Source organism: Clostridium sp. NkU-1 (assembly GCA_001312405.1).
Map to the genome: position 1 here is coordinate 98826 of BBDR01000004.1, position 24815 is coordinate 123640.

Sequence of the window (24815 nt, forward strand, 5' to 3'; positions counted from 1 at the left end):
TCAGTTACCTCTCAGTTCCGTATAGTTTGATCAAAAAGTATAAAGATATTATATTATCAGACAATAAAAAAATCAACAGATTTCAAAAGATAGACAACCTGGAAAGGGAGCAGAGCGTTTCTTTAGAAAGAATTAAAAAAAGTTTTGCTAGATATCCTACAATCAGATGGTATAATATACACGAAAGCAATGAGCAGTGCGAAACAGGACAGGAGAAGATTTTCGTTGTGCCTGCACATAAGAATCTTGTCATGGACTGTTTCATAGGGCGAAAGCCCGTGAGCTGGTAAAACCGCAGGTTTTACCAGCTCCACTGCGGACCAGTGGATCAAAGGTACAATAACGCAACCTTTACCGCCCTACAGTCTCCCCCCTCTCATTACTTTCATGATATAATGTTCAGGAAGATCCCCAAAATGAAAGGACACCATGTTTATGATATCAATCATCCTGCATCTGATCCTTCCCATGTTTTTTTATACAGCCATGACAACCACCTTATTTCTATACTTAAACTTAGCCCCCTTGGAAGCCACCGCCTTATCCGCTTTTAGCCTCGCCCGTACTTTACTATTTCTATTCCGCAGACCAGAGACGCCGCGGATACCTTCTGTCTCAGGACTTAAGCTTCACGGCTGCCTGGCTATATAATAATATCTGGAGTGGCTTTATGCATATTTGGAAACTATATAGTAGAAGTATTAGGACTCACTGAAAAGTCCATATCCTATAAAGAGGCGGAAAATACTCTCTATTCAGCAGCCTTTCCCCTTCAGCTTCTGGCTTCCGGTCTTTTGATCCCTCTTGCAGAGGAGATCATTTTCCGGGGACTGGGTTTTGCCCCACTGAGGGACAAGCTTCCTTTTTGGTTATCCGCCGTACTGTCTGCGGCACTATTTGGGCTTTACCATGGAAATCTTCCACAGGGAGTTTATGCTTTTCTTATTGGACTGGCTGTTGCCTGGCTATACGAGGTTTCGGGGACATTACTGGCCCCCTGCCTATTTCACATATCAGCCAATTTACTGTCGCTCTGTGTAATGAATACGGGGCGTTTCAATACTTTGTTTCGTGCAGACCGAAAGCCGGTTCTGGCGGCCGTATCAGCGGTGGTGTCTGTTATTTGTGCGATCCGGATTTATCAGAAAAACAATTTTAAGGAGGATATTTTGTGAAGCTTTTATCTGTAGCAATACCATGTTACAACTCTGAGGCCTATATGAGGCACTGTATTGATTCCCTGCTGCCGGGAGGTGAGGAGGTCGAGATTCTCATTGTGAATGACGGATCCACCAAGGATCATACGGCAGAAATCGCAGACGAATATGAAAGAAAATACCCGGAAATCTGCCGGGCAATCCATCAGGAGAACGGCGGTCATGGCGCGGCAGTCAATGCCGGATTAAAAAATGCCACCGGAATTTATTTTAAAGTAGTGGACAGCGATGACTGGGTAGACGAGGCGGCTTTACTGGAAATTCTGGACACCTTGCGGCGATTTGTCTATGGAGAAAACACTTTGGATATGCTGGTCAGCAATTTCGTCTATGAAAAGCAGGGGGCAAACCGGAAAAAAAGTCATGAATTACCGCACAGCCCTTCCAAAGAATGAGATATTCAGCTGGGAGGACGTTAAGGTGTTCCTGCTGGGGCATTATATTCTCATGCATTCGGTGATTTATCGGACAGAGCTTCTAAAGCAATGCGGACTGGAACTTCCAAGGCACACATTTTACGTGGATAATATATTTGTGTACCAGCCTCTGCCTCACGTTAAGACCATGTATTATTTAGATGTGAATTTTTACCGGTACTTTATCGGAAGAGATGACCAGTCAGTAAACGAATCCATCATGATCGGCCGCATTGACCAGCAGATCAAGGTGACAAAGCTGATGCTGGGATATTACGATGTGATGAAGATCAAGCAGCGTAAGCTGCGTCATTACATGGTGCGGTACCTGGAGATCATGATGACCATATCCTCAATCCTTGCCATCAAGTCTGAAAATGATGAAAATATGGAGAAGAAAAAGGAACTGTGGCAGCACTTACGCAAGCAGAATTTACCGCTGTTTCTAAGGCTTAGATTTGGCTTTATGGGGCAGGGGGTTAATCTCCCCGGAAAGAACGGAAGGAAATTTCCTATTGCGATCTATAAAATGACCCAGAAATTTTTCGGTTTTAATTAGAATAATTCCTGGCAGTAAAAAACAAATATCCCCTGGCCATTTAAAAGAATGGCTCAGGGGATTTGTTGTCAGCTGATAGCCTTTTCGGAAACCTTTTCTCTGGTCGGCACATAGGAGTCAGAGTATACAAAGTGATACATGACATAAGCCATAACCAGGGAACCAAGACCGTCAAAGGCAGAATGCTGTTTTAAGAAAACAGTTGCAAGGCAGATGGAAATCATCAGCACCAGGGAACCGGTTCTTATAAGCCGGTATTTCCGTAAGCGTTCGCTGTGAAGGACTGCAATGTGAACGCAAACAGAGTTATAAACATGGATGCTTGGGAATACATTGGTACAAGTATCCGCGGAATAAAGAATTGCCACAATAGCCGAGCAGATATTCTTTCCCGGATCAATCACAGGGCGGAAATCCGTACCGTTGGGGAATACGGTGCAGATCACCAGACTAATGGTCATCCCTGTAAACAGCATGGTGCACAGCCTGTAATAATCTTTTACGTTGGTAATAAAAAAAATACAAAATAGCAGCTGCTATATATGCAAACCATAAAAGATATGGAATAATGAAATATTCATTAAAAGGAATCAGGTCGTCTAAAGCAACATGCATGATATAGTAATGGTTTGTCACCGTCTTTTCCAGGTAAAGAAACCATGGAATATAGATAAAGGCGTAACTGAGAATCCAGACATGCCTGTACCTGTGAAACAGATTTTTCATATAATTCTTCCTTCTCCGTTCTGGCGGTTGGTATCATGATTATCAACTTTGGAGGATTATATCACACTCGTTTTGTCAGTACAATAGTATTTCACAAATGTTAATATTTATTTCAGAGAAGATTAAGCTTAGGACTTGTTTTAACTGCCGGTTCCCCCTGTGGAAAATATAATCTTTTTATAAAATGGTTGATAGACGGACAATCTTTGTGTATAGTATAAAGGCAGACTTTTACACGAAAGGAATGGAATATGTTACAACAATATATGACCGTTTTCTTTATCTCCATGGTTCCGCTGATAGAGCTTCGCGGAGCAATTCCATATTCTACGGTGGTGGGGCTTCCGCTTTTCCAGTCTTATATCGTTGCAATTCTTGGAAATATGCTTCCGGTACCTATTATTTACCTGTTTGCGAGAAAGGTTCTCGAATGGGGAGCGGATAAGCCGGTGATCGGCGGCTTTTTTTCATGGTGCCTGGATAAAGGAAAACGAGGCGGAGAAAAACTGCAGGCGAAAGCTGGACAGGGGTTGTTTATTGCGCTTTTGTTATTTGTGGGAGTTCCCCTTCCGGGAACCGGTGCCTGGACCGGCACCTTGGCAGCCAGCCTGCTTGATATTGATTTTAAATCCAGTATTTTAGCCGTGATGGGAGGCGTCTTAGTGGCAGGGGTTATTATGGGACTTGCCAGCGCAGGAGTTTTAGGGGCGCTTCAGTCCGTGATTTTCTAAAATTCTGGTAGGAAGAAGGGCAGAATGGAACAAAGGAATCAAGAGGGATTAACAGAAAAAGAGTTTCTTTTGCAGTACCACCCGGGGAATTATGAACGCCCGTCGGTGACCGTGGATATGCTGATTTTTACGGTGGATGAGGAGGAGATGGAAACAGAAATCCTGCTCATTAAGCGAAAAAAATCATCCCAGCATCGGACAGTGGGCAATTCCGGGAGGTTTTGTAAATGTAGATGAATCCCTGGAGGCCGCAGCAGCCAGAGAGCTTGAAGAGGAGACTGGCTTAAAAGGCATTTGCCTGGAACAGCTTTATACATGGGGGAACGTGAAGCGTGATCCCAGAACAAGAGTCATCTCAGTATCCTATATGGCCGCAGTGCCGAAGGACCAGCTGACACCAAAGGCCGGAGATGACGCCGCAGAAGCCCGTTGGTTCCAGGTAAAGAAAAAGAAGCTTTCTGAACTGGAAAATGGAGCCACCTATGCACTTACCGTTGAAAATGAAGAAGAACATATTTTTATGAGTTACCGGGTTACGGAAACTTATGAGCGTCAGGGTATGATGTGGAAAAAGGAGACGGAGACCGATCTTTTACCGGCCATTGACGTGCTGGATCAGGAAAAGCTGGCATTTGACCATGCTGAGATCTTAAACGTGGCAATGGACAGGCTGGAAGAATTAGAAAAAGAATACAGAGAGCAGATTTTTTTAGCAGATTACACCGCCTGAGCAGGGCGGTGTTTTATTATTTGACCGAATCAAGCGGCGATAGCTGCTATTTGGTTATGAGCAAGCAGGGCCGCGGGTTGCGAATATCCGCATGACTTTGTTAAAGTTTGTAAGAAAATTTTAATCGGAAAATTCTGGATTTTATGCTATACTGTTGTAAGAAATCATACTAGTATGCAGAAAATTACAGGAGATGACAGGATATGGCAAAAAAAATCGTGCAGGCTGTGGAGCCTGGTAATCAGTATCAGCATTCTTGCGTCAATACCATCATACGGAGAAATGCCCATAATACAGCCGTTTCCGGGAGCTGGGGGTCAGACAGGGGCGGTAAGCGGACCCTCGGGCAGTACGGACGGTGAGACCGGGCCGGGAATCAACAACGGAGCCGGCACAGGAAGTGCTCAGACGGGAGATACCCCAAATGCCGGGGGAACGTTGCCTGCGGACATAAAACAGCCGGAAATTCAGTCAGAAGGCGCGGTTCTTATGGACGCGTCTACAGGAACCCTGCTTTATTCAAAAAAATGGGGAAACAAGATATTATCCTGCCAGTATTACAAAGCTTATGACAGCCCTTCTTGTTGCAGAAAAAAAGTAATTTGTCAGAGACTGTGACCTTTTCAAAAGCTGCCACTACAAACCTGGAATCAGGCGCAGTAACCCTGGGTCTTACAGAAGGAGACAAGCTGACAGTGGAGCAGAGCCTCTACGGCTTATGCTAAAGTCTGCCAATGAAGTGGCCAATGGTCTGGCAGAGCACGTTTCAGGAAGTGTCAGCGCTTTTTCTGCTCTGATGAATGCCAGGGCAAAGGAACTTGGCTGCACAGGAACCAATTTTGTCAATCCCAATGGACTTAACAGCTCCAGCCATTATACCACACCTCACGATATGGCCCTCATTGCCAGGGCGGCATACCAGAATGAAACCGTACGAAAGGTGTCCTCCACCTTAACTTTCCAGATCCCGGCCACAAAGAAGGCTTCGGCCAGAACGGTGACCATGGGCCATAAAATGATTAATCCGGGAGATTCCAGATATTATCCGGGAGTGATCGGAGGAAAGACAGGCTATACTTCCCTGGCCGGCAATACACTGGTCACCTGCGTGGAAAAGAACGGAGTCCGGCTGATTGCGGTCATCATGAAAAGTAAATCCACGCATTATGAGGATACAAAATCCCTTTTGGATTATGGTTTTGCCTTAAAGGCAGCGGGAGGGATGACAGCACAGACTTCTTCCCAGGGCTGGGTCCAGGAAGGTTCTAAATGGTATTATAGAAAACAGGATGGAACGAAAGCTGTCAATGAGTGGCTGAAAATAGACGGGGTTTACTACTGGTTTGGCACAGACTCAGTCATGGCGGCAAGCCGCTGGGTGGAGAGCAGTGGAAAATGGTATTATTTAGGGGCCAATGGAGCCATGCTTAAGGATACCATTACGCCCGACGGATACCGTCTGGATTCTTCCGGCGCCTGGATCCGGTAGAAAGATGGGATTTTTGGCATAGAAAAAGAGCCTATAGGCTCTTTTTCTATGCCAAATCCTTTGGTGGAACATTGTCCTGTTCAGCTTTCGGTTCGCTTTCTTTCGGCAAGGCTACTTCGCTTATATCGGCCCGGTACTCCATGATTTCTTCCACGTCGCAGTCCAGAATTCTGCAGAGCATATCTATGGTATGAGTGGAAACGAAGTTATTTTTCTTAAGCCGTCCGATTTGCCCTGCACTTACCTTGCAGTATTTGATCAAATGATACTGGCTGATGTTTTTCTTTTTCATGGTTTCCCACAGTCTGTCATAAACGATCATAATTTATCACCTCTGGCTTAATTAAACCTTGATTATCCAGTATTGCATATTATCCATAAGTGGTTTATATTATGGAAAGGAGGAATATACCAATGAAAAAAAAGATATTTAGCGCAATTTTTTTATTTTATTTGCTTTTTTGCTCTCTGCAAATCCATCTACCGCCTTGCGTTTACAGTACCGCCGGCTCCGGGAGCTCCAGGTTACCAGGAATATTTATGCGGTACCATAGTCATGAGCATTGGCATCGGGCTCATGGTAATTTTACCCAATCTCATCATTGAATATCTGGTGGGTAACTGGACCTCTTAGACTTGACTCAGGCAGGCCCTTCATTGTATGATGAACAGACAGCAAGAAAAAGACTGATGGAAGAAGAGGAAGATTCAGATGGGGATTACTGCCGTAGCTTTTTGCGCCGCAGTAGGCGCAGGCTTGTATTTGCGTTCTGAATATGAAAAAGAACAGCTTTCCGTGGAGAGAACTGTTTTGGAAAGCGCTAAGATAAGAACGGATCGTACCATTGTGTTCCTTTCTGATCTTCACGAGCACCGGTTCGGCGACGGCAATGAAAGGCTTCTGGCCGCTGTGGATGAGGCGGCACCTGACCTTGTGCTTGTGGGCGGCGATATGATCATCAGCAAGGGCAGAGCGGATACTGCCGTTTCATTGGAGCTTATGGAAAAGCTGGCAGGAAAGTACCCCGTCATTTGCGGCAATGGCAATCATGAGAACCGGCTGCTTTGGGAACGCAAGGTATATGGTGAGCATACGAAGCTTATGTGGGCAGCTTAAAAAAGCTTGGAATCAAAACTCTGGATAACCGGACAGAATTATATGGGCAGGATATAGCTGTTACCGGGATTGATCTGGAGGCAGGGGCTTACCGGAAATTTCGTCCGGAGGGCTTAACTGGGGAGGAGATAGAACAAAAGGTGGGCAAGGCATCTAAGGAGCGGTTTCAGATTCTGCTTTGCCATTCTCCTCTTTATTTTTCCCCATGCAGAAGCTGGGGGGCAGATTTGACCCTATCCGGCCACTTTCATGGAGGGACCATAAGGCTCCCATATCTTGGAGGGGTCATGACGCTCAATACCAGTTTTTCCTTCCGTACTGTGCCGGTGAGTTTCGGTCAGATGGAAAAGATATGATCGTGAGCAGGGGGCTTGGAACCCATTCCATAAACATCCGCTTAAACAACAAGCCTCAGGTGGTGGTTGTGGATTTAAAAAGGAAATAGTAAATAGCTTTTGGGCCTGCCGTATATTTACAGATGAAGAAGGATTTGATATACTGATCAAAGGCATGTTTTAATCTGCCTTGGAGGATTTTATGGGAATCTCTTATAAACTGGATAATTTCGAGGGGCCGCTGGATTTGCTGCTTCATCTGATCGACAAGAATAAGGTGAATATCTACGACATTCCCATCGCGACGATTACGGAGCAGTATCTGGACTATGTAAATCACATGGAAACAGAGGATTTAAACATTGTCAGTGAATTTCTGGTCATGGCCGCGACCCTCATTGATATAAAGGCGCGCATGCTGCTTCCCAGGGAAACCAACGAGGAAGGCGAGGAGGAAGACCCCAGGCCGAACTTGTGCACGTCTTTTGGAATACAAATATTATAAATACATGTCTTTGGAGCTTAAGGACCGGGAAGTTGGGGCGGAACGACTGCTGTACAAATCCCCTTCCATTCCTCCGGAAGTGGCAAAGTACGAGCCTCCGGTGGATTTGGACAAGCTGCTTGACGGGCTTACCCTGGCAAAGCTCCAGGAGATTTTCCGGGCGGTCACAAAACGGAAGTCTGACCGTGTGGATCCTATCCGAAGCCGGTTTGGCAACATCCGGAGGGAATCCATAAGCCTGGAGGATAAGATAAAATCGGTCATGGATTATGCCAGAGTGCACCGGAAATTCTCTTTCCGCGGGCTGCTTGAGAGGCAGCCGGACCGGACCCTTGTTGTTGTGACATTTTTAGCGCTTCTGGAGCTCATGAAGATCGGCAAGATCACGCTGACCCAGGAGCATTTGTTTGATGATATGTTCATTGAAACCCTGGAGCCGGAAGGGGAGGAAGGGGAACTGGATTTGTCGGAACTTCAGGAGGAACCTCCTTCCGAGGATACCTTTATGCCCGGAGAACAGGGCGGGAAAGAGGAAACCCCTTCCAGGGATACCTTTATGCCCAGAAAGCAGGGCAGGAAAGAGGAAAGTGATGGATAAGGAAGTTCTTTTGGCAGACGGGCAAAAGAAGAGCACAAAAGAAGAAAAGGTGTGGGAAGCCGTGATTGAGGCGGTTCTTTTTACCATGGGCAATTCCGTTGAACTTAAGGCTCTGGCAGCTGCCATCGGCCAGGATGAGGCCACGGCAAAGGAGGCGGTTCTCCGTTTGATGAAGCGCTATGATACGGGGAAAAGAGGGCTGCAGATTCTTGAACTGGAAAACTGCTACCAGATGTGTACCCGGTCTGAGTATTACGAAAACCTGATCCGTGTGGCATCTGCACCTAAAAAACAGGTTCTTACTGATGTGGTTTTAGAAACCCTGTCCATCATAGCCTACAAGCAGCCTGTAACAAAGCTTGAAATAGAGAAGATCCGGGGCGTCAAATCGGATCATGCGGTCAATAAACTGGTGGAATATAACCTGGTATATGAAGTGGGGCGCTTAGATGCCCCTGGACGTCCGGCATTATTTGCCACCACAGAGGAATTTTTAAGAAGATTCGGTATCGGATCCACCCAGAATCTTCCGGTTGCTGACCCTGTTGTGGCGGCTGAGATACGGATGGAAGTGGAAGAAGAGCTTTCTGAAAGCGGTGATCTGATTCCGGCAGAAGATAAAAAAGATGATAACATTTAGGAGGAAAAAAAGGTGACACAAGCCATTAGAATAAAATATTTTACTGATAAAATCGAACGTTTACGCTACATAGACGGTAAATCCGACTGGATTGACCTGCGGGCGGCACAGGAAGTGGGGATAAAGGCCGGCGAGTTCAAACTGATCCTTTGGGGATTGCCATGGAGCTTCCTGCCGGGTTTGAAGCCCATGTGGTTCCAAGAAGCAGCACGTTTAAAAATTACGGTGTGATCCAGACCAACAGCATGGGAATCATTGATGAAACATACTGCGGTGATAATGACCAGTGGTTTTTCCCGGCCTATGCGCTCCGGGATACGGTGATTCATGTAAATGACCGCATCTGCCAGTTCCGTATTATGGAGCATCAGCCTGCCTTATGCTTTGAAGAAGTGGAACTTTTAGGGCATGAGGACCGTGGAGGCCATGGAAGCACGGGAAAACAATAAATTCTTGAATTGAACTTCCTTAAAAGGAGATAATAGCATGAGAAGAAAGACAGGTTACGGGGCTGCTATCCTTGGACTTGCACTGGCAGTTGCCATAGCAGCAGGCGGCTGCGGGAAAAAGGAAAACAAATATTCTTACCGGGCCGCGGGAATCGAAGCTCTTGACCAGGGCAATTATGACAGTGCCGTGGAAGCTTTGACAAGGCCATCAATTCCTCCAAAGGACTGGTAGGAAAGTTTGATGTGGATGTGTTAAAGTACAGGGCAGAAGCCGAATACCTGGCAGGAGATTATTCTTCCGCTGCAGACACCTATGGCATACTCATAAAGATAGACCGTGAGCGGCCGGAATATTTAAATCTGCGTTCCGTTTCCAGGGCAGGAGCCGGAGATTTAAACGGTGCCATAGAAGACTATAAGCGAAGTGCTGAACTGGATACAGAAAAGAAAGCGCCGGGCAGGCTGAAAGCCTTGCTGGCGGCAGGAGCAGCCATGGAAAAGGCGGGAACGGCTTCTGATGCATGAGTCTCTATGAAGAGGCCATTAATGGCGGGGAAGAAAGCGCCCAGCTTTATAACCGGATGGGTTTATGTAAGATGGCCGGAGAGGACTGGGATGGAGCGGCTGAATACTTTAATAAGGGACTTTCAGCAGCCGACAGTTCAGAGGTTCCGGAGCTTTTGTTTAACCAGGCTGTTGCCAAGGAACGTAAAGGTGAATTTAAAACAGCCCTGGATCTGATGCAGCAGTATGTCTCAGCCCACGGCCCTGATGAGGAAGCGGAGCGGGAGATCACATTTTTAAAGACAAGATAGGTTGGAACGATTGATGGCAGAGCTGATTGAGTTAAAGGAAGTAGAAGAACGGGTGATCCTGGTGGCAGTCAGTACCGGGGATGAGAATGACGCGCAGGCGTCTCTTGATGAACTGGAAGAGCTGGTGAAAACGGCAGGAGCCGTTACTGTGGATAAGGTAATCCAGAACCGGGAGAGGATCCATCCGGGGACTTATATGGGAAAGGGAAAGATTGAGGAAATAAAGGACCGCATCTGGGAGCTTGATGCAACCGGAATTGTCTGCGATGATGAATTGTCTCCGGCCCAGCTTCGTAATCTGGAAGAGGCCCTGGATACGAAGATCATGGACCGGACCATGGTGATTCTGGATATTTTTGCTTCCAGGGCCACGACCAGAGAAGGCAAAATCCAGGTAGAACTGGCTCAGTTAAAGTACCGGTCAGCCCGCTTAGTGGGTCTTAGAAGCTCCTTGTCCCGTTTGGAGGAGGAATCGGCACCCGGGGGCCTGGAGAGAAAAAGCTGGAAATGGACCGCCGTCTGATACATGACAGGATCGGAATGTTAAAGGCTGATTTAGAGGATGTGAAGCGTCACAGAGAAGTTGTCAGGCAGCAGAGGGATAAAAACCATGTACCGACCGCCGCCATTGTTGGCTATACCAATGCCGGGAAATCCACCCTGTTAAACAGGCTTACAGATGCCGGGATACTGGCTGAGGATAAGCTGTTTGCCACCCTTGATCCCACAACCAGGAATTTAAGCCTGCCAGGTGGTCAGCAGCTCCTTTTAACGGACACCGTAGGATTTATCAGAAAGCTTCCCCATCATTTGATCGAAGCATTTAAAAGTACCTTGGAAGAAGCCAAATACAGCGATATCATTCTTCATGTGGTGGATTGCTCCAATCCTCAGATGGATATGCAGATGTATGTTGTATACGAGACTTTGAGGGAGCTTGGTGTTTGTGATAAGATAATGGTTACGGTGTTTAATAAGATTGATGCAGCAGAGGGCGGAACGATCCTTAAGGACATTTCTTCAGACCATCAGGTGCGGATATCCGCTAAAACAGGAGAAGGACTGGATGAACTTTTAAATCTTTTAGAAACCATTCTCAGAAACCAGAAAGTGTATCTGGAAAAGGTTTATTCCTATATGGAAGCAGGGAAGATCCAGCTGATCCGCAAATACGGCCAGCTGTTAAAGGAAGAGTATCAGGAAGACGGAATTCTGGTGAATGCCTATGTGCCATCGGAGCTGTTTGCCTCTCTGGCAAACAATGCCGATGTTGTTGACGAATAAAAACACAATATGTGGATTGGTGTTAAAAAACCAAACTACATATTGTGTTTTTTTCTTTTCTTCTGGTATAATATACCTGTGAGAAGCCGGTTCTGGCTTCCTGCAAAAGGTGCCGCTTTTGGCACCGTCTATTTAGTTATAGAAAAATTATAAGGGGTTTTGCAGAGGAACGCCCTGCTTACCGGGCAGGAAAGTGGAAAGGAGTTTAGTTATATGATCCAGGTGGTAAAGAGAGATGGGGAAAGTGCTGAATTCAGTCTGAATAAAATCACGGAAGCGATTAAAAAAAGCATTTAAGGCCACTCAAAAGGAGTTTAATAATGAAATACTGGAATTGCTGTCTCTTCGGGTAACTGCGGATTTTCAGGGAAAGATGTCAGGAGGAGAAGTTACGGTAGAACAGATTCAGGACAGTGTGGAACACGTTCTTGAGCAGGCAGGATATACCGATGTGGCGAAGGCTTATATTTTATACAGGAAACAGAGAGAAAAAATACGGAATATGAAGGATACCATTCTGGATTACAAGGCTGTGGTAAACAGCTACGTAAAGGTAGAGGATTGGCGTGTCAAGGAAAATTCCACTGTCACCTATTCCGTCGGAGGACTGATATTAAGTAACTCCGGTGCGGTTACGGCTAATTACTGGCTGTCTGAAATTTATGACCAGGAGATTGCAAATGCCCACAGGAATGCGGATGTCCATATTCACGATTTATCCATGCTTACCGGTTACTGTGCCGGCTGGTCCTTAAAGCAGCTCCTTTTAGAGGGGCTTGGCGGAATACCGGGAAAGATCACTTCTTCCCCTGCAAAGCATTTATCCGTACTTTGCAACCAGATGGTCAATTTCCTGGGAATCATGCAGAATGAATGGGCAGGAGCACAGGCCTTTTCCTCTTTTGATACTTATCTGGCTCCTTTTGTAAAGGCTGATCAATTATCCTACCGGGAAGTGAAGAAATGCATTGAATCCTTTATTTATGGTGTGAATACGCCAAGCCGCTGGGGAACACAGGCTCCGTTCTCCAATATTACCCTGGACTGGACCGTTCCGGCCGATATGGCGGAGCTTAATGCCATTGTTGGAGGAAAAGAGGCGGACTTTAAATATAAGGACTGCAAGGCTGAGATGGATATGATCAATAAGGCCTTTATTGAAACCATGATAGAGGGAGACGCCAATGGGCGGGGCTTCCAGTATCCCATTCCTACTTACTCCATTACCAGGGATTTTGACTGGTCCAATACGGAGAACAACCGGCTGCTGTTTGAAATGACCTCTAAATACGGAACCCCTTATTTCTCCAACTATATTAACAGCGATATGGAACCAAGCGATGTAAGGAGCATGTGCTGCCGTTTGCGCCTGGATTTAAGGGAGCTTAGGAGAAAGACCGGAGGCTTCTTTGGTTCCGGTGAAAGTACCGGTTCTGTGGCGTTGTGACCATCAACATGCCAAGAATTGCTTATCTTTCCCAGAATAAAGCCGATTTTTACAAGCGTCTGGATCATATGATGGATATTTCTGCCCGGTCATTAAAAACCAAGCGTGAAGTCATAACAAAGCTTTTGAATCAGGGGCTTTATCCTTATACGAAACGTTATCTGGGCAGCTTTGAAAATCATTTTTCCACCATCGGCCTGATCGGAATGAATGAAGTTGCTTAAATGCCAAATGGCTGGGGCAGGATCTGACAAGTGAAAAAAACAAGACAGTTTACAAAGGATGTGTTAAATCACATGCGGGAAAGGCTGTCAGATTACCAGGAAATGTACGGAGACCTCTATAACCTTGAGGCAACTCCTGCAGAGTCCACCACATACCGGCTGGCAAAGCATGACAAGAAGCATTATCCGGATATCATAACAGCCGGAAATCCGGGGGATACCCCTTATTATACCAACAGCTCCCACCTTCCTGTGGACTATACGGCAGATGTTTTTGATGCCCTTGAAATTCAGGATGAGCTGCAGACCCTTTATACATCAGGAACCGTATTCCATGCATTTCTGGGTGAGAAGCTTCCTGACTGGGAAGCAGCAGCAAAGCTGGTGCACACCATTGCTGAGAATTTCAAGCTGCCTTATTATACATTGTCGCCAACCTATTCCATTTGTTCGGAGCACGGATATCTTTCCGGTGAACATAAGGTATGCCCGGTCTGCGGAAAAAAAGCTGAGGTATACAGCCGGATCACCGGCTACTACCGTCCGGTGCAGAACTGGAATGAGGGAAAGACCCAGGAATATAAGAACCGGACAGCCTACGATCCTTTCCACTCTGTACTTAAAAAAGGAGCTTTAAGGGAAAACGGGGATAAGGCAGCGGTGAAGAAAGCGGAGATCCCGGCCGGACCTATCTCTTTACAACAAAAACCTGCCCTAATTGCCGGATCGCAAAACAGTTTTTACAAAATATGGATTATGAGGTGGTAGATGCCGAGGAAAATGCAGAGCTTGCCACAAAGTTTGGGATCATGCAGGCGCCTACTCTGGTGGTCATAAAGAACGGCCAGGTAAAAAAAGATCACAAATGCCTCTGAAATCAGGAAATTTGCGGAAGACAGGACTAACTGAAATGGCTTCATTCCTCTGCCGGTCCGTCATTAAGATATGGTAGTCAGTGAAAAGATTCTATGCTATAATGGCATGGAATCTTTTTCCGTTTCAAAAAAGAGGGGGTGGCGGAATATGAAAATGACCGGCCCTGTTTGGAATGATTGAAGATAACATGTGACTGAAGAGGAGCTTAGAAAGATGGGAAGAGAAAAGTTTTCATCTCGCCTGGGATTTATACTGATTTCAGCAGGATGTGCCATTGGCCTTGGAAATGTCTGGCGTTTTCCTTATATTGTGGGCCAGTATGGAGGAGCAGCTTTTGTTTTGATTTACGCGGTGTTCCTGCTTATTTTGGGGCTGCCTATTGTGGTAATGGAATTTGCCGTGGGGCGTGCCAGCCAGAAGAGCATTGCATTGTCCTATGATGTACTGGAGCCTGAAGGAAGCAAATGGCATTATGCCAAATACCTGGGAATGGCGGGAAATTACATTTTAATGATGTTTTATACCACGGTTTCCGGCTGGATGGTCTTATATTTTTTAAAGATGGCAAAGGGAGATTTTGTGGGCCTTGATGCGGAAGGGGTAGCCGCAGAGTTTGGGAACATGCTGGCAAATCCTGTTCTCATGGGAATATTTATGATCATCATGGTCGTTGGCGGCTTTTCTATCTGTGCCAGAGGGCTCCAGGGAGGCGTAGAAAAGATCACAAAATTAATGATGGTATGTCTTTTGGTCTTAATGGCCATACTTGCTGTTCATTCAGTGTTCATGGAAAACAGCAGGGCAGGACTGGAATTTTATTTAAAGCCTGATTTCGGCAAGATCAGGGAAGCAGGGATAGGCGAAGTCATATTCGCTGCTATGGGACAGGCCTTCTTTACCTTAAGTATTGGAATCGGAGCTCTTGCCATCTTTGGAAGCTACATCGGCAAGGATCACAGGCTGACCGGAGAAGCCATCAGTGTGGCGGTTCTGGATACCTTTGTGGCCTTTATGGCGGGACTTATTATTTTCCCTGCCTGCTTTGCATTTCAGATTGAACCGGGCCAGGGGCCAAAGCTGGTTTTTGTGACTTTGCCCAACGTATTTAATAACATGGCAGGCGGAAGGCTGTTGGGAAGCCTGTTCTTCCTTTTTATGTCATTTGCTGCTATTTCCACGGTAATTGCGGTTTTCCAGAATATTGTTTCTTTTGCCACAGATTTGACCGGCTGCACCATAAAAAAGGCGGTATGGCTGAATGCGGCAGCTATTATTATATTATCCCTGCCCTGTGTGCTGGGATTTAATGTGTGGAGCGGTTTTATGCCTTTTGGCGAAGGAAGCAATGTTCTGGATCTGGAAGATTTTATTATCAGTAACAACCTGCTTCCTCTGGGAAGTCTGGTCTATCTTGCTTTCTGCACCAGCAGATACGGCTGGGGATTTGAGAATTTCATGAAAGAAGCCAATGAAGGAAAAGGAATCCGTTTTCCGAGATGGGCAAGGGCTTATATAACATTGGTTCTGCCGGTCATTGTTCTGGTGATCTTTATTCAGGGCTATGTGGCTAAATTCTTTTAAAGACTGATGAGATAGCTGCCTTGCAGCAGAATTATGTATCGTTAAGAAAAGAGGCCTGCAGGTCTGAACCTGCGGGCCTCTGTGTTGCTGTTTGCCTTTCTTATCCGGCTTTCCTATGCCTTGCAACCGTACCTGGCTGTAGGGAGCTGCTTTGCTTCAAGGGATCATTTCCGCTTATATAAAATGGCAGAACGGGAGAAATGGACTTGCAAAAACAGATAAGCTATATGTATGAAAACGAAAAGATGTTTTCATAATCGGCTGGACGGGGCGCAGAACGCCCCTTCTATCTTCACTTGTGTTGCAAGTGAAGATAAGCTATATTATGTTATATAATATAATATTTTCAAGTAAGAATGAAAGTTAAAAGATCGTTCGATAAATGGAATGATTGGAGGACAAGATCGATGGATAAGCAGGATTTAAATTATAACGAGTATGTAGAAATTGCTGAAAGAGTCTACTGGGTAGGATTTTTTTGACGAAAATGCAGGCCTCCACTGCAATCCCTATTTAATTGTAGATGGTGATGAGGCAGTGCTTATCGACAGCGGCAGCCGGGAGGATTTCAGCACGGTCATGCTGAAAGTCATGCGGACGGGGGTCAGCCCAGGCAGGATCAGCCGCCTGATATACCAGCATTATGATCCGGATCTATGCGGCAATATTCCCCATATAGAAACTCTCATTAACAGCAAAGATCTAAAAATCATTTCCCATCATGAAAATAATATTTTCATCAATTATTATTCTGTGAGTACGCCAAAACAGTGCATTGAACAATTGGGATTTCATTTTGAATTTGCAAGCGGCAGGCGCCTGGAATTTATCAGGACGCCTTATTCTCACTCACCGGGCAGCTTCGTCACTTATGATGTGAAGACAAAAATATTATTCAGCAGCGATATTTTCGGAAGCTATGATCACAACTGGAGCTTATATACGCTGATCGGTCATGAATGCCGGGACTGCACGCCCCGGAAAATCTGCCCAATCACCCAAAAGGTATGCCAGATAAAGGTATAATAAATTTTCATCAACGAAATATGCCATCAAAAAAAGCACTTGAGTATGCCCTAGAAAGGATAGAGAAGCTGGATATTTCCCTGATTGCACCTCAGCATGGAAGTATCCTGGATACTTTTGAGGCACAGGAAATCGTAATAAAACGGCTGAAGGAATTGACTAAGGTCGGGATCGATTATTTCCTGGAGGAGGAAGAACATTGAGGCGGACAGAAACGATCCTGATGGGAAAAAAAATCATTTTGGAAGGATCGGGCTCGGATGAATATGTGAAGGCAATGCTTGAGCATTTTGCAAAGCAGGTGGATAACCAGATTCATACCGAATTGGTCTCGGAGATCATGGAACGTTATGTAGTCGTGTCAAAACAGCTGGAAATAAAGAGCAGGGAATTGGAAAAAAAGCGATGCTTCCCGCCGGGAAGCCCAGGAAATCGCGCTGATCAGCAACTGGGAGCTGAATCTCTCCACAAAGCAGCTATGGTGGTCGGACACCATGAACAGGATATTGGAAACAGACCAGTCCGTTGAACCGGATCTGAAGTTTTATTTTCAAAAGGTTTATCCTGAAGATAAAGCACTGGTGAGCCAGATTTTTCATGATATGCAAAACGGCATGGTGCCTGCCGAATACCGGTACAGGCTGCTGATGGAAGGAAACCGGATCAAGTGGGTACATATCCGGTTTGTGGCATCAAAGGATTCAAGTGGAAGGCCCTCCAAAATCCATGGAACGATCCAGGACATCACCGGCATTAAGGTTGTTGAGGAGAAGCTGGAAGGATATAATCATCATCTGGAAGAACTGGTCAGGAAAAAGGTGGCGGAGGTATCTGCTTCCCAAATGGCTACCATCCATGCATTAGTGAAGCTTTCAGAGTCCAGGGATGATGAGACAGGAGAGCATATTGTCAGAACATCAAAGTATTGCCGCCTCTTGGCGGAAAAGCTGTGGGAGATGGGAGTGCATCGGAGAGAACTAGACCATGCATTTATTGACAGCATCACCCAGGCAAGCCCTTTGCACGACATTGGCAAGGTTGGGATTCCCGATGGAGTTCTCCTAAAGCCTGGCAAACTGACGCCGGAGGAATTTGAAATCATGAAAACCCATACAACCATTGGATATCAGACCCTGGCCAGCATCGAAAAAAAAGGATACTGGAAGCGCATTTGTCAAGGTTGGTATGGAAATTACCCTTTGCCATCATGAAAAATGGGATGGAAGCGGATACCAAAGGGACTGAAAGGGGAAGAGATTCCAATATCAGCGAGAATCATGGCTTTGGCAGATGTGTATGATGCGCTGCGGTCAAAGCGTGTGTATAAAGAGGGGTATACCCATGAGAAGAGTTTAGGGATAATCACCCAGGGAAGAGGCAGCCATTTTGATCCTCTTCTGGCAGATGTTTTCCTGGAAAACGATTCCGCTTTCCGGGATATATTTGATGGGGCTTCAAACGGAAAGGCATAATCAGTTTTAAAAAGTTCGTGTTTCTCCTTGACTTGGGAGCACACGAACTTTTTTGCACCATTGTTTAGATTTCGTAATAGCCTGCCTGGCCATCCAGCCTTTTTTTTGTTCTTCCACCAGATCTGCCAGAGTAATGTTGTCTACCACATCAGAGATTGCATGATCCAGTTTTTTTCCATACCATGAGAGTGGCACAATTCTGGGAACGGCTGCAGGGATTGATTTCATCCTCCAGACATGTTACAGGAACCAGACTTCCCTCTGCAAGGCGCAGAATCATGCCAACGGTATATTCCGAAGGTCCTTTGTCAGATAATAACCGCCCTGGGCGCCTCTTCTGCTTTTCACATACCCGGCCCTGCTTAAGATGGTAACAATCTGCTCTAAGTATTTATCGGATATTTCCTGGCGTTCCGCCACCTGATTGATCTTTGTGCATTCTCCCGGATGAAGCGCAAATTCAAGCATCATACGAAGGGCATAACGTCCCTTGGTAGAGAATTTCATGGTTAAAAATCTCCTTCCTAATTATTCTTATCTGTTTAGTAGGATATAAAAATATTGTACACGAAACCACTTGAAAAGTAAACCTTAAATTATCCTGCTTCCCAATTTATGGAAATGGATGTATACTAATACTCATTGGGGAATTGGAAATAGAAGCACAGTACAAACCTGATCATTGAACCTGTTCTTTCTGCGTATGATCTATATTAATCTGCCGGTGCCATTTTTCCCCAGTTTTGGAGCAGTCTTGTGGTGTTATCCTATAATATAGGTTATCAGAAAACGCTTTTCAGATTTCTGATAAAAGGCAGCGTCCTTTGCTTCCAATAATATGGATAACAACCATGACAATGGACTGCATTTACAGCTTAAAGGCAAAGTGGATACCAGAGGGTACCAATGAATCGATAGGAGATAAAAGAGATGAAACATGGATATATCCGGGTTGCCGCGGCAACCCCTGATGTAAAGGTAGCAGACCCGGAATTTAACAGAGAACGGATTTGTGAGCTGATTAAAGAGGGAATTGAAAGGCATGCAAAGCTCATGGTGTTTCCGGAGCTCTGCCTTACGGCTTATACCTGCGGCGATTTATTCGGGCAGGACGCCCTGTTAAAAAAAGGCCGGGCAGGAGCTTAAGGAGATTTTAAAGGCAACAGAAGGCCACGATCTTTTGTGCTTTATAGGTATGCCCTGGGAATGGGGCGGAAAGCTTTATAATACGGCTGTTGCCGTTCAAAACGGAAGGATTCTAGGAATCGTTCCCAAGACGAATTTGCCCAATTATTCAGAGTTTTATGAGCTGCGTTATTTCCAGCCGGGAAACGAAGTACCGGTGATGGTTAAATGGGAGGATGAGCTGATTCCCATGGGCACTAATATTCTTTTTGCATGTGAGGACATTCCCCAGCTTGTGGTGGCAGCAGAGATCTGTGAGGATGCATGGGTTCCCAATCCCCCATCCATCCGCCATGCCATGGCCGGAGCAACGGTGATTGTAAACTGTTCCGCCAGCGACGAGACAACGGGAAAGGATATTTACCGGAGAAGCCTTATCACGGGACATTCCGCCAGCCTGGTATGCGGCTTCATCTATGCCAATGCAGGAGAGGGAGAATCCACTCAGGATCTGGTGTTCGGCGGTCAGAACCTGATTGCGGAAGACGGATCTCTCCTTGCAGAATCCAAACGTTTTGGAAATGAGACCATATACGGGGATATGGACTTAGACAGACTGATTCATGAAAGACGCCGCATGACCACGTTTCCCCAGGCAGATCAGAAGGATTATACCCTGGTTCCCTTCAAAATGAAGCAGGAGGAACTGGACTTAAAGAGATTTATTGATCCAAGGCCCTTTGTCCCGGACAATGAGGAGGAGAGGAACAGAAGATGTGAGGAGATTCTTTCCATACAGGCCATGGGCTTAAAAAAAGAGGCTTGCCCACACCGGATGCAGGCATGGGGTTATAGGGATTTCTGGAGGCTTGGATTCGACCCTGGCCCTTCTTGTGACAGTCCGCGCCTTTGACATGCTGGAAATCCCCAGAAATCAGATCCATGCAGTGACCATGCCCTGCTTCGGAACAACGGACCGGACGTATCACAACGCCTGCACGCTGACCAATACCCTTGGAGCGGAGCTTACAGAGATAAACATCAGGGAAGCAGTAAGCCTTCATTTCCGGGATATTGGACAGAGGGAAGATGTCCACGATATAACCTATGAAAATTCCCAGGCAAGGGAGAGAACCCAGGTTCTGATGGATATGGCAAATAAATTAAACGGTATGGTCATTGGAACTGGGGACATGTCTGAACTGGCTCTTGGCTGGGCGACCTATAACGGCGACCATATGTCCATGTATGGGGTCAACGCTTCGGTGCCAAAGACCCTGGTACGCCATCTGGTCCGCTACTATGCGGACACCTGCGGGGAAGAGGCTTTAAGCGGTGTGCTTCTGGATGTTCTGGACACGCCTGTAAGCCCGGAGCTCCTTCCTCCCCAGAATGGGGAAATTGCCCAGAAAACAGAAGACCTGGTAGGCCCCTATGAGCTTCATGATTTCTTCCTGTACCAGATCTTAAGGTTTGGATGCCGGCCGGAGAAGGTCTACCGCATGGCGGTTTATGCGTTTTCAGGGCAATATGAGAAGGAAGTTATTTTAAAATGGTTGAAGGTATTTTACCGCAGATTTTTCAGTCAGCAGTTTAAGCGCTCCTGCATGCCTGACGGACCCAAGGTAGGGTCAGTAGCAGTATCCCCAAGAGGAGATTTGCGCATGCCAAGCGATGCCGTAAGCCGCCTGTGGCTGGATGAACTAGAAAATTTATAAAAGAGAGGTACATTATGATAACCAGCAGCGCCAATGCAAGGGTGAAACAGGTGATGAACCTATCAAAGAAGGCAAAAGCCAGAAATGCAAGCGGCCTCTTTGTAGCGGAAGGCCTTCGCATGTTTAAGGAAATTCCGGCGGACAGGATTGACAGCGTCTTTGTGTCAGAGAGCTTTTTAAAGTCTGAAGCCCATAAAAAGCTTTTGTCGGAAAAGAAATACGAGGTTGTTTCGGATGATGTGTTTAAGGCCATGTCAGATACCCAGACTCCTCAGGGGGTTTTAGCCCTTGCAAAGCAGTATGCCTATAGGGAAGCAGACTTGTTAGCTGCACCTGGCCCTTCCTTTCTGATGGTTCTGGAAAACATCCAGGACCCGGGGAATTTAGGAACCATTCTCAGGGCCGGAGAGGGAGCAGGCATCACCGGCGTGCTTATGAGCGATACCACGGCGGATATTTACAATCCAAAAGTAATCCGTTCTACCATGGGTCCATTTTTCGTGTTCCGTTTGTGTATACAGAAGACTTAACCGCCTCTTTAAAGGCTTTAAAAGCCGGCGGGGTCAGGCTTTATGCAGCACATTTAGATGGCAGGAATAATTATGAAAAAGAGGATTATACTGTTGATACAGGGTTTTTAGTGGGAAATGAAGCAAACGGCCTGACGGACGAAACTGCAGCGCTGGCAGATGCCTATGTAAAGATCCCCATGAAAGGAGAGGTGGAATCCTTAAACGCGGCGGTTGCGGCCTCTGTATTGATGTTTGAGGCGGCAAGGCAGCGTCGGATGTAGCCGTCAGAAAATCGTAAGGCTTTTTACAGGCAGAAATATTGAGAAATACTGGAATATATAGTATGATAGTTATAGTTCGTCATGCATATACATGTGCCTTTCAGAAATATGCTTTATATGCCGGATTATGAATGAAGTGGCCGAACTATATCGTATGTTAACAGATAGATTTGCCGGGCAGCTTTGCCTACAATGGCAGGGAAGGGGAATGATAAGATGGCAGCAGTCTATTGGCTTATTGCATTTGTAGTGCTTCTTGGAATTGAAGCAGTGACCATGGCCTTAACGACCGTGTGGTTTGCGGGAGGAGCATTGGTTGCATTTGTGCTGGCGTTGTTTGGAATTAATATCCAGGTGCAGCTGGCGCTGTTTGTAATTGTGTCTTTTATTCTTTTATTCTTTACAAGGCCTTTTGCCTTAAAATATGTAAACCGGAAAACGGTAAAGACCAATTTGGAAAGCCTCATTGGAAAAAGTGCCAGGGTTACGGTCACAATCAACAACACAGAGGGAAAAGGTGCGGCGATCCTAAACGGTCAGGAATGGACTGCAAGGGCACTGGAGGAAAACAGAATATACCCGGTAGGCGCTATGGTGGAAGTAAAAGAAATAAGAGGCGTAAAATTAATTGTGAGTATGAATCAGGAGGAATCATAGTATGGGAGTTGTTGGATTTACAGCAGTTATTATTATATTGATTGTTATTCTGGCGTTATTGTCATCCTGTATCAGGATCGTTCCCCAGGCACAGGCTCTGGTTGTAGAGCGCTTGGGAGCTTTCCTTGAGACATGGTCTGTAGGCGTTCATATTAAGATGCCTATTCTTGACCGGGTGGCTAAAAGGGTCAATTTAAAAGAGCAGGTGGCGGATTTCCCGCCTCAGCCGGTTATTACCAAGGATAACGTTACCATGAGGATTGATACGGTGGTATTTTTCCAGATCACAGACCCAAAGCTTTATGCTTACGGCGTTGAGAATCCAATCATGGCCATTGAGAATCTGACGGCTACGACTCTTCGTAACATCATCGGTGACTTGGAGCTGGATCAGACTCTTACCTCAAGAGAAACGATCAATGCAAAGATGAGGGAAACCCTTGATATTGCCACTGATCCATGGGGAATCAAGGTAAACCGTGTGGAGCTTAAGAATATTATGCCTCCGGCAGCGATTCAGGATGCCATGGAGAAGCAGATGAAGGCAGAGCGGGAACGCCGTGAGGCCATCTTAAGGGCAGAAGGAGAGAAGAAATCCACTGTTCTTGTAGCGGAAGGAAAGAAGGAATCTGCTATTCTTGATGCGGAAGCTGAGAAGCAGGCTGCAATCCTTCGTGCAGAAGCAGAAAAGGAAAAACGGATCCGTGAGGCGGAAGGCCAGGCGGAAGCCATCTTAAAGATCCAGCAGGCAAATGCCGATGGAATTCGTATGGTCAAGGACGCAGGTGCAGATCAGGCGGTCTTAGTTCTTAAGAGCCTGGAGGCATTTAAGGCTGCTGCAGACGGCAAGGCGACCAAAATCATTATTCCTTCTGAGATTCAGGGCCTGGCTGGGCTGGTTTCTTCCATTACGGAGATCCCTAAGAGTCTGGAGGAATGATTGAAACCTGAATTCAGGAAATCAGCAGTTTGGTGAGCCGGAGGTTCAGCCGGACTTCCATTTAAACATACCGCAGCAGGGGGCAGATGCCCTCTTGCTGCGTTTTTGGCATAATTTCTCTGATTCTTGCCCACGCTTTTTGGGCATAAAGGTATACCCCCAGGGTATTTCCTTAGATAGTCTTAAAGGAGGGCTTATGGAACTGAAACTGGATTTAAGCAGGGAGTATGGACTGGTGCTTGAAGCGGAGGGGCCAAGGGAGCTTACCAGATCGGTGCGTGGAAGGCTCTGCGGGAAGCCGGAGTAAAGATCAAGGGAGTCGCAGGTGTTTCTGTGGGCTCCTTAAACGGCGCTCTCATTTGCATGGATGATCTGGAACGTGCGGAAGAGATATGGAAGAACATTGAATACTCCCATGTCATGTCGGTAAACAATGATAACATAAAGGCCTTAAAGGAAAAGGATTTTAGGTCCTTAAATTTCCAGGAGCTGATAAGCAGCGGACTGCAGATCGTAAAGGACGGGGGATTTGATATCACTCCCCTGAAAAATCTCATTGAAGAAGTGGTGGGAGATGAGGAAAAGCTCAGAAACTCAGGCAAGGAGCTTTTTACCGTGACTTATTCGGTTTCGGACAGGAAGGAAGTGGCCGCAGATATCGTAAAAGGTGATGCAGGATCCATCAAGGATATGCTGTTAGCCAGCGCCTACTTCCTGGCTTTTAAAAATGAAAAGCTGGGCGGAAAAAGGTATATGGATGGCGGAGGAGTCAACAATGTCCCCATTAATGTCCTTCTTGATCACGGGTATGAAGATATCATTGTGATCCGCATCTATGGCCTGGGGTTTGACAAGGAACGGGTCACTGAGATCCCGGAGGAATCCGTGTGTACCACATTGCGCCCAGGCAGGATCTTGGGGGAATCCTGGAGTTTGATAAAAAACACACCAGAAAAAATATGACTTTGGGATATTTTGATGCAAAAAGGTTCTTATATGGCCTTTGCGGGCGTATTTATTATATTGATGCACCAAATACGGAACCTTATTATTTTGATAAGATGATGTCTGAAGTGGAATTATTTAAAATGTATATGCAGGATACCCTTAATGAAGAGGGAATGGCGGCCCTGACGGGATACCGTGCATTTACTGAAAGATTATTCCCTAAGCTGGCTGAGGAGTTTAAGCTGAAAGAGGACTGGGATTACAAGGATATGTACCTGGGCCTGCTGGAAGACCTGGCGAAACGCTTGAAAGTCAAACGGTTTCGGATCTACACAGTGGATCAGCTGATAGAGGAGATCAGAAAGAAGCTTCATATCCCATTAATGCATTAATATAC

The 24815-nt window shown here is 46.0% G+C and carries 25 protein-coding genes and 9 pseudogenes; 31 read left to right on the top strand and 3 right to left on the bottom strand.

What is annotated here, in order from left to right; genetic code table 11:
• Positions 1 to 662 precede the first annotated feature (662 nt).
• Together JCM10519_RS08150 and JCM10519_RS08155 are read left to right on the top strand one after the other, a co-directional pair.
• The gene (locus tag JCM10519_RS08150; RefSeq protein WP_054738545.1) at positions 663 to 1175 is read left to right on the top strand and encodes a CPBP family glutamic-type intramembrane protease; all 513 of its coding nucleotides are present in this window, start codon (positions 663 to 665) and stop codon (positions 1173 to 1175) included.
• Positions 1172 to 2192 (top strand): annotated as a pseudogene (locus JCM10519_RS08155) (glycosyltransferase family 2 protein). The gene JCM10519_RS08150 and the pseudogene JCM10519_RS08155 overlap by 4 nt, the downstream one beginning before the upstream one ends.
• Positions 2193 to 2260: 68 nt before the next feature.
• Here the strand turns inward: JCM10519_RS08155 and JCM10519_RS27770 are convergent.
• Positions 2261 to 2668 carry a phosphatase PAP2 family protein gene (locus tag JCM10519_RS27770; RefSeq protein WP_347843545.1) on the bottom strand — a complete coding sequence of 136 codons (408 nt, stop codon included), beginning with the start codon at positions 2666 to 2668 and terminating at the stop codon, positions 2261 to 2263.
• 501 nt (positions 2669 to 3169) lie between these two features.
• On the opposite strand from JCM10519_RS27770, the gene JCM10519_RS08165 reads away from it, so the two are divergent.
• The 5 genes from JCM10519_RS08165 (at position 3170) to JCM10519_RS08175 (ending at position 5868) form a co-directional block, all read left to right on the top strand.
• The gene (locus JCM10519_RS08165) at positions 3170 to 3649 is read left to right on the top strand and encodes a small multi-drug export protein (RefSeq protein WP_054738547.1); all 480 of its coding nucleotides are present in this window, start codon (positions 3170 to 3172) and stop codon (positions 3647 to 3649) included.
• Between the two features lie 136 nt (positions 3650 to 3785).
• On the top strand, positions 3786 to 4379 hold the full coding sequence (locus JCM10519_RS08170) for an NUDIX domain-containing protein (protein ID WP_347843546.1): 594 nt from the start codon (positions 3786 to 3788) through the stop codon (positions 4377 to 4379).
• 174 nt (positions 4380 to 4553) lie between these two features.
• Positions 4554 to 4997: a hypothetical protein gene (locus tag JCM10519_RS27775; protein ID WP_347843547.1), complete on the top strand. Its 444-nt coding sequence runs from the start codon at positions 4554 to 4556 to the stop codon at positions 4995 to 4997.
• On the top strand, positions 4982 to 5104 hold the full coding sequence (locus JCM10519_RS27780) for a hypothetical protein (RefSeq protein ID WP_347843548.1): 123 nt from the start codon (positions 4982 to 4984) through the stop codon (positions 5102 to 5104). Before JCM10519_RS27775 ends, JCM10519_RS27780 begins: the two co-directional genes overlap by 16 nt.
• A complete protein-coding gene (locus JCM10519_RS08175; protein ID WP_347843549.1) occupies positions 5098 to 5868 on the top strand; it encodes a hypothetical protein in 771 nt (256 codons plus the stop codon). Before JCM10519_RS27780 ends, JCM10519_RS08175 begins: the two co-directional genes overlap by 7 nt.
• Positions 5869 to 5914: 46 nt before the next feature.
• Here the strand turns inward: JCM10519_RS08175 and JCM10519_RS08180 are convergent, their stop codons facing one another.
• Positions 5915 to 6190: a helix-turn-helix domain-containing protein gene (locus JCM10519_RS08180; RefSeq protein WP_054738549.1), complete on the bottom strand. Its 276-nt coding sequence runs from the start codon at positions 6188 to 6190 to the stop codon at positions 5915 to 5917.
• Positions 6191 to 6580: 390 nt separating this feature from the next.
• On the opposite strand from JCM10519_RS08180, the gene JCM10519_RS27785 reads away from it, so the two are divergent.
• From JCM10519_RS27785 to JCM10519_RS08235, 18 genes and pseudogenes are all read left to right on the top strand, one after another.
• Positions 6581 to 6985, top strand: a complete 405-nt coding sequence (locus tag JCM10519_RS27785) for a metallophosphoesterase (protein ID WP_347843550.1) — start codon at positions 6581 to 6583, stop codon at positions 6983 to 6985.
• The gene (locus JCM10519_RS27790) at positions 6973 to 7341 is read left to right on the top strand and encodes a hypothetical protein (protein WP_347843551.1); all 369 of its coding nucleotides are present in this window, start codon (positions 6973 to 6975) and stop codon (positions 7339 to 7341) included. The genes JCM10519_RS27785 and JCM10519_RS27790 overlap by 13 nt, the downstream gene beginning before the upstream one ends.
• Positions 7342 to 7522: 181 nt before the next feature.
• Positions 7523 to 8423 (top strand): annotated as a pseudogene (locus JCM10519_RS08190) (segregation/condensation protein A).
• Positions 8416 to 9063, top strand: coding sequence for an SMC-Scp complex subunit ScpB (gene scpB / locus JCM10519_RS08195; RefSeq protein WP_054738551.1), 648 nt, complete (start codon positions 8416 to 8418; stop codon positions 9061 to 9063). Before JCM10519_RS08190 ends, scpB begins: the two are co-directional and overlap by 8 nt.
• A gap of 12 nt (positions 9064 to 9075) precedes the next feature.
• Positions 9076 to 9512: pseudogene (locus tag JCM10519_RS08200) on the top strand (dUTP diphosphatase).
• Between the two features lie 37 nt (positions 9513 to 9549).
• Positions 9550 to 9744, top strand: coding sequence for a hypothetical protein (locus JCM10519_RS27795; protein WP_347843552.1), 195 nt, complete (start codon positions 9550 to 9552; stop codon positions 9742 to 9744).
• Positions 9745 to 9755: 11 nt separating this feature from the next.
• Entirely contained in the window at positions 9756 to 10037 is a 282-nt protein-coding gene (locus JCM10519_RS27800) for a hypothetical protein (protein ID WP_347843553.1), read from the top strand.
• Positions 10034 to 10327, top strand: coding sequence for a hypothetical protein (locus tag JCM10519_RS27805; RefSeq protein ID WP_347843554.1), 294 nt, complete (start codon positions 10034 to 10036; stop codon positions 10325 to 10327). The genes JCM10519_RS27800 and JCM10519_RS27805 overlap by 4 nt, the downstream gene beginning before the upstream one ends.
• 13 nt (positions 10328 to 10340) lie before the next feature.
• A pseudogene (hflX, locus tag JCM10519_RS08210) lies at positions 10341 to 11611 on the top strand (GTPase HflX).
• Positions 11612 to 11770: 159 nt separating this feature from the next.
• A complete protein-coding gene (locus JCM10519_RS27810) occupies positions 11771 to 11908 on the top strand; it encodes a hypothetical protein (RefSeq protein ID WP_347843555.1) in 138 nt (45 codons plus the stop codon).
• A 31-nt stretch (positions 11909 to 11939) separates the two neighbouring features.
• Positions 11940 to 13058 (top strand): ribonucleoside triphosphate reductase, encoded by a 1119-nt coding sequence (locus JCM10519_RS27815; protein ID WP_347843686.1) that lies wholly within the window; start codon positions 11940 to 11942, stop codon positions 13056 to 13058.
• A gap of 8 nt (positions 13059 to 13066) precedes the next feature.
• Positions 13067 to 14050 (top strand): annotated as a pseudogene (gene nrdD / locus JCM10519_RS27820) (anaerobic ribonucleoside-triphosphate reductase).
• Positions 14008 to 14157 (top strand): thioredoxin family protein, encoded by a 150-nt coding sequence (locus JCM10519_RS27825; protein ID WP_347843687.1) that lies wholly within the window; start codon positions 14008 to 14010, stop codon positions 14155 to 14157. The pseudogene nrdD and the gene JCM10519_RS27825 overlap by 43 nt, the downstream one beginning before the upstream one ends.
• A 214-nt stretch (positions 14158 to 14371) precedes the next feature.
• Positions 14372 to 15739 (top strand): sodium-dependent transporter, encoded by a 1368-nt coding sequence (locus JCM10519_RS08220; RefSeq protein WP_054738553.1) that lies wholly within the window; start codon positions 14372 to 14374, stop codon positions 15737 to 15739.
• A gap of 507 nt (positions 15740 to 16246) precedes the next feature.
• Positions 16247 to 16765, top strand: a pseudogene (locus tag JCM10519_RS27830) (MBL fold metallo-hydrolase); the annotation flags it as partial.
• Positions 16766 to 16785: 20 nt separating this feature from the next.
• Entirely contained in the window at positions 16786 to 16968 is a 183-nt protein-coding gene (locus JCM10519_RS27835; protein WP_347843556.1) for a hypothetical protein, read from the top strand.
• A complete protein-coding gene (locus tag JCM10519_RS08230) occupies positions 16965 to 17294 on the top strand; it encodes a hypothetical protein (protein ID WP_054738555.1) in 330 nt (109 codons plus the stop codon). Before JCM10519_RS27835 ends, JCM10519_RS08230 begins: the two co-directional genes overlap by 4 nt.
• Positions 17260 to 18237, top strand: a pseudogene (locus JCM10519_RS08235) (HD domain-containing phosphohydrolase). Before JCM10519_RS08230 ends, JCM10519_RS08235 begins: the two are co-directional and overlap by 35 nt.
• 276 nt (positions 18238 to 18513) lie before the next feature.
• Here the strand turns inward: JCM10519_RS08235 and JCM10519_RS27840 are convergent.
• Positions 18514 to 18744: an Rrf2 family transcriptional regulator gene (locus tag JCM10519_RS27840; RefSeq protein WP_347843557.1), complete on the bottom strand. Its 231-nt coding sequence runs from the start codon at positions 18742 to 18744 to the stop codon at positions 18514 to 18516.
• Between the two features lie 423 nt (positions 18745 to 19167).
• Here JCM10519_RS27840 and JCM10519_RS08250 point away from each other — a divergent pair.
• The 6 genes and pseudogenes from JCM10519_RS08250 (at position 19168) to JCM10519_RS27850 (ending at position 24810) form a co-directional block, all read left to right on the top strand.
• Positions 19168 to 21080, top strand: a pseudogene (locus JCM10519_RS08250) (NAD(+) synthase).
• Positions 21081 to 21094: 14 nt separating this feature from the next.
• A pseudogene (locus JCM10519_RS08255) lies at positions 21095 to 21873 on the top strand (RNA methyltransferase).
• A gap of 216 nt (positions 21874 to 22089) precedes the next feature.
• On the top strand, positions 22090 to 22530 hold the full coding sequence (locus tag JCM10519_RS08260) for an NfeD family protein (RefSeq protein WP_054738803.1): 441 nt from the start codon (positions 22090 to 22092) through the stop codon (positions 22528 to 22530).
• Position 22531: 1 nt separating this feature from the next.
• The gene (locus JCM10519_RS08265) at positions 22532 to 23470 is read left to right on the top strand and encodes an SPFH domain-containing protein (RefSeq protein ID WP_054738560.1); all 939 of its coding nucleotides are present in this window, start codon (positions 22532 to 22534) and stop codon (positions 23468 to 23470) included.
• A 288-nt stretch (positions 23471 to 23758) separates the two neighbouring features.
• Positions 23759 to 24433 (top strand): patatin-like phospholipase family protein, encoded by a 675-nt coding sequence (locus JCM10519_RS27845; RefSeq protein ID WP_347843688.1) that lies wholly within the window; start codon positions 23759 to 23761, stop codon positions 24431 to 24433.
• On the top strand, positions 24358 to 24810 hold the full coding sequence (locus JCM10519_RS27850; RefSeq protein WP_347843558.1) for a hypothetical protein: 453 nt from the start codon (positions 24358 to 24360) through the stop codon (positions 24808 to 24810). Before JCM10519_RS27845 ends, JCM10519_RS27850 begins: the two co-directional genes overlap by 76 nt.
• The last annotated feature ends 5 nt before the right edge of the window (positions 24811 to 24815 follow it).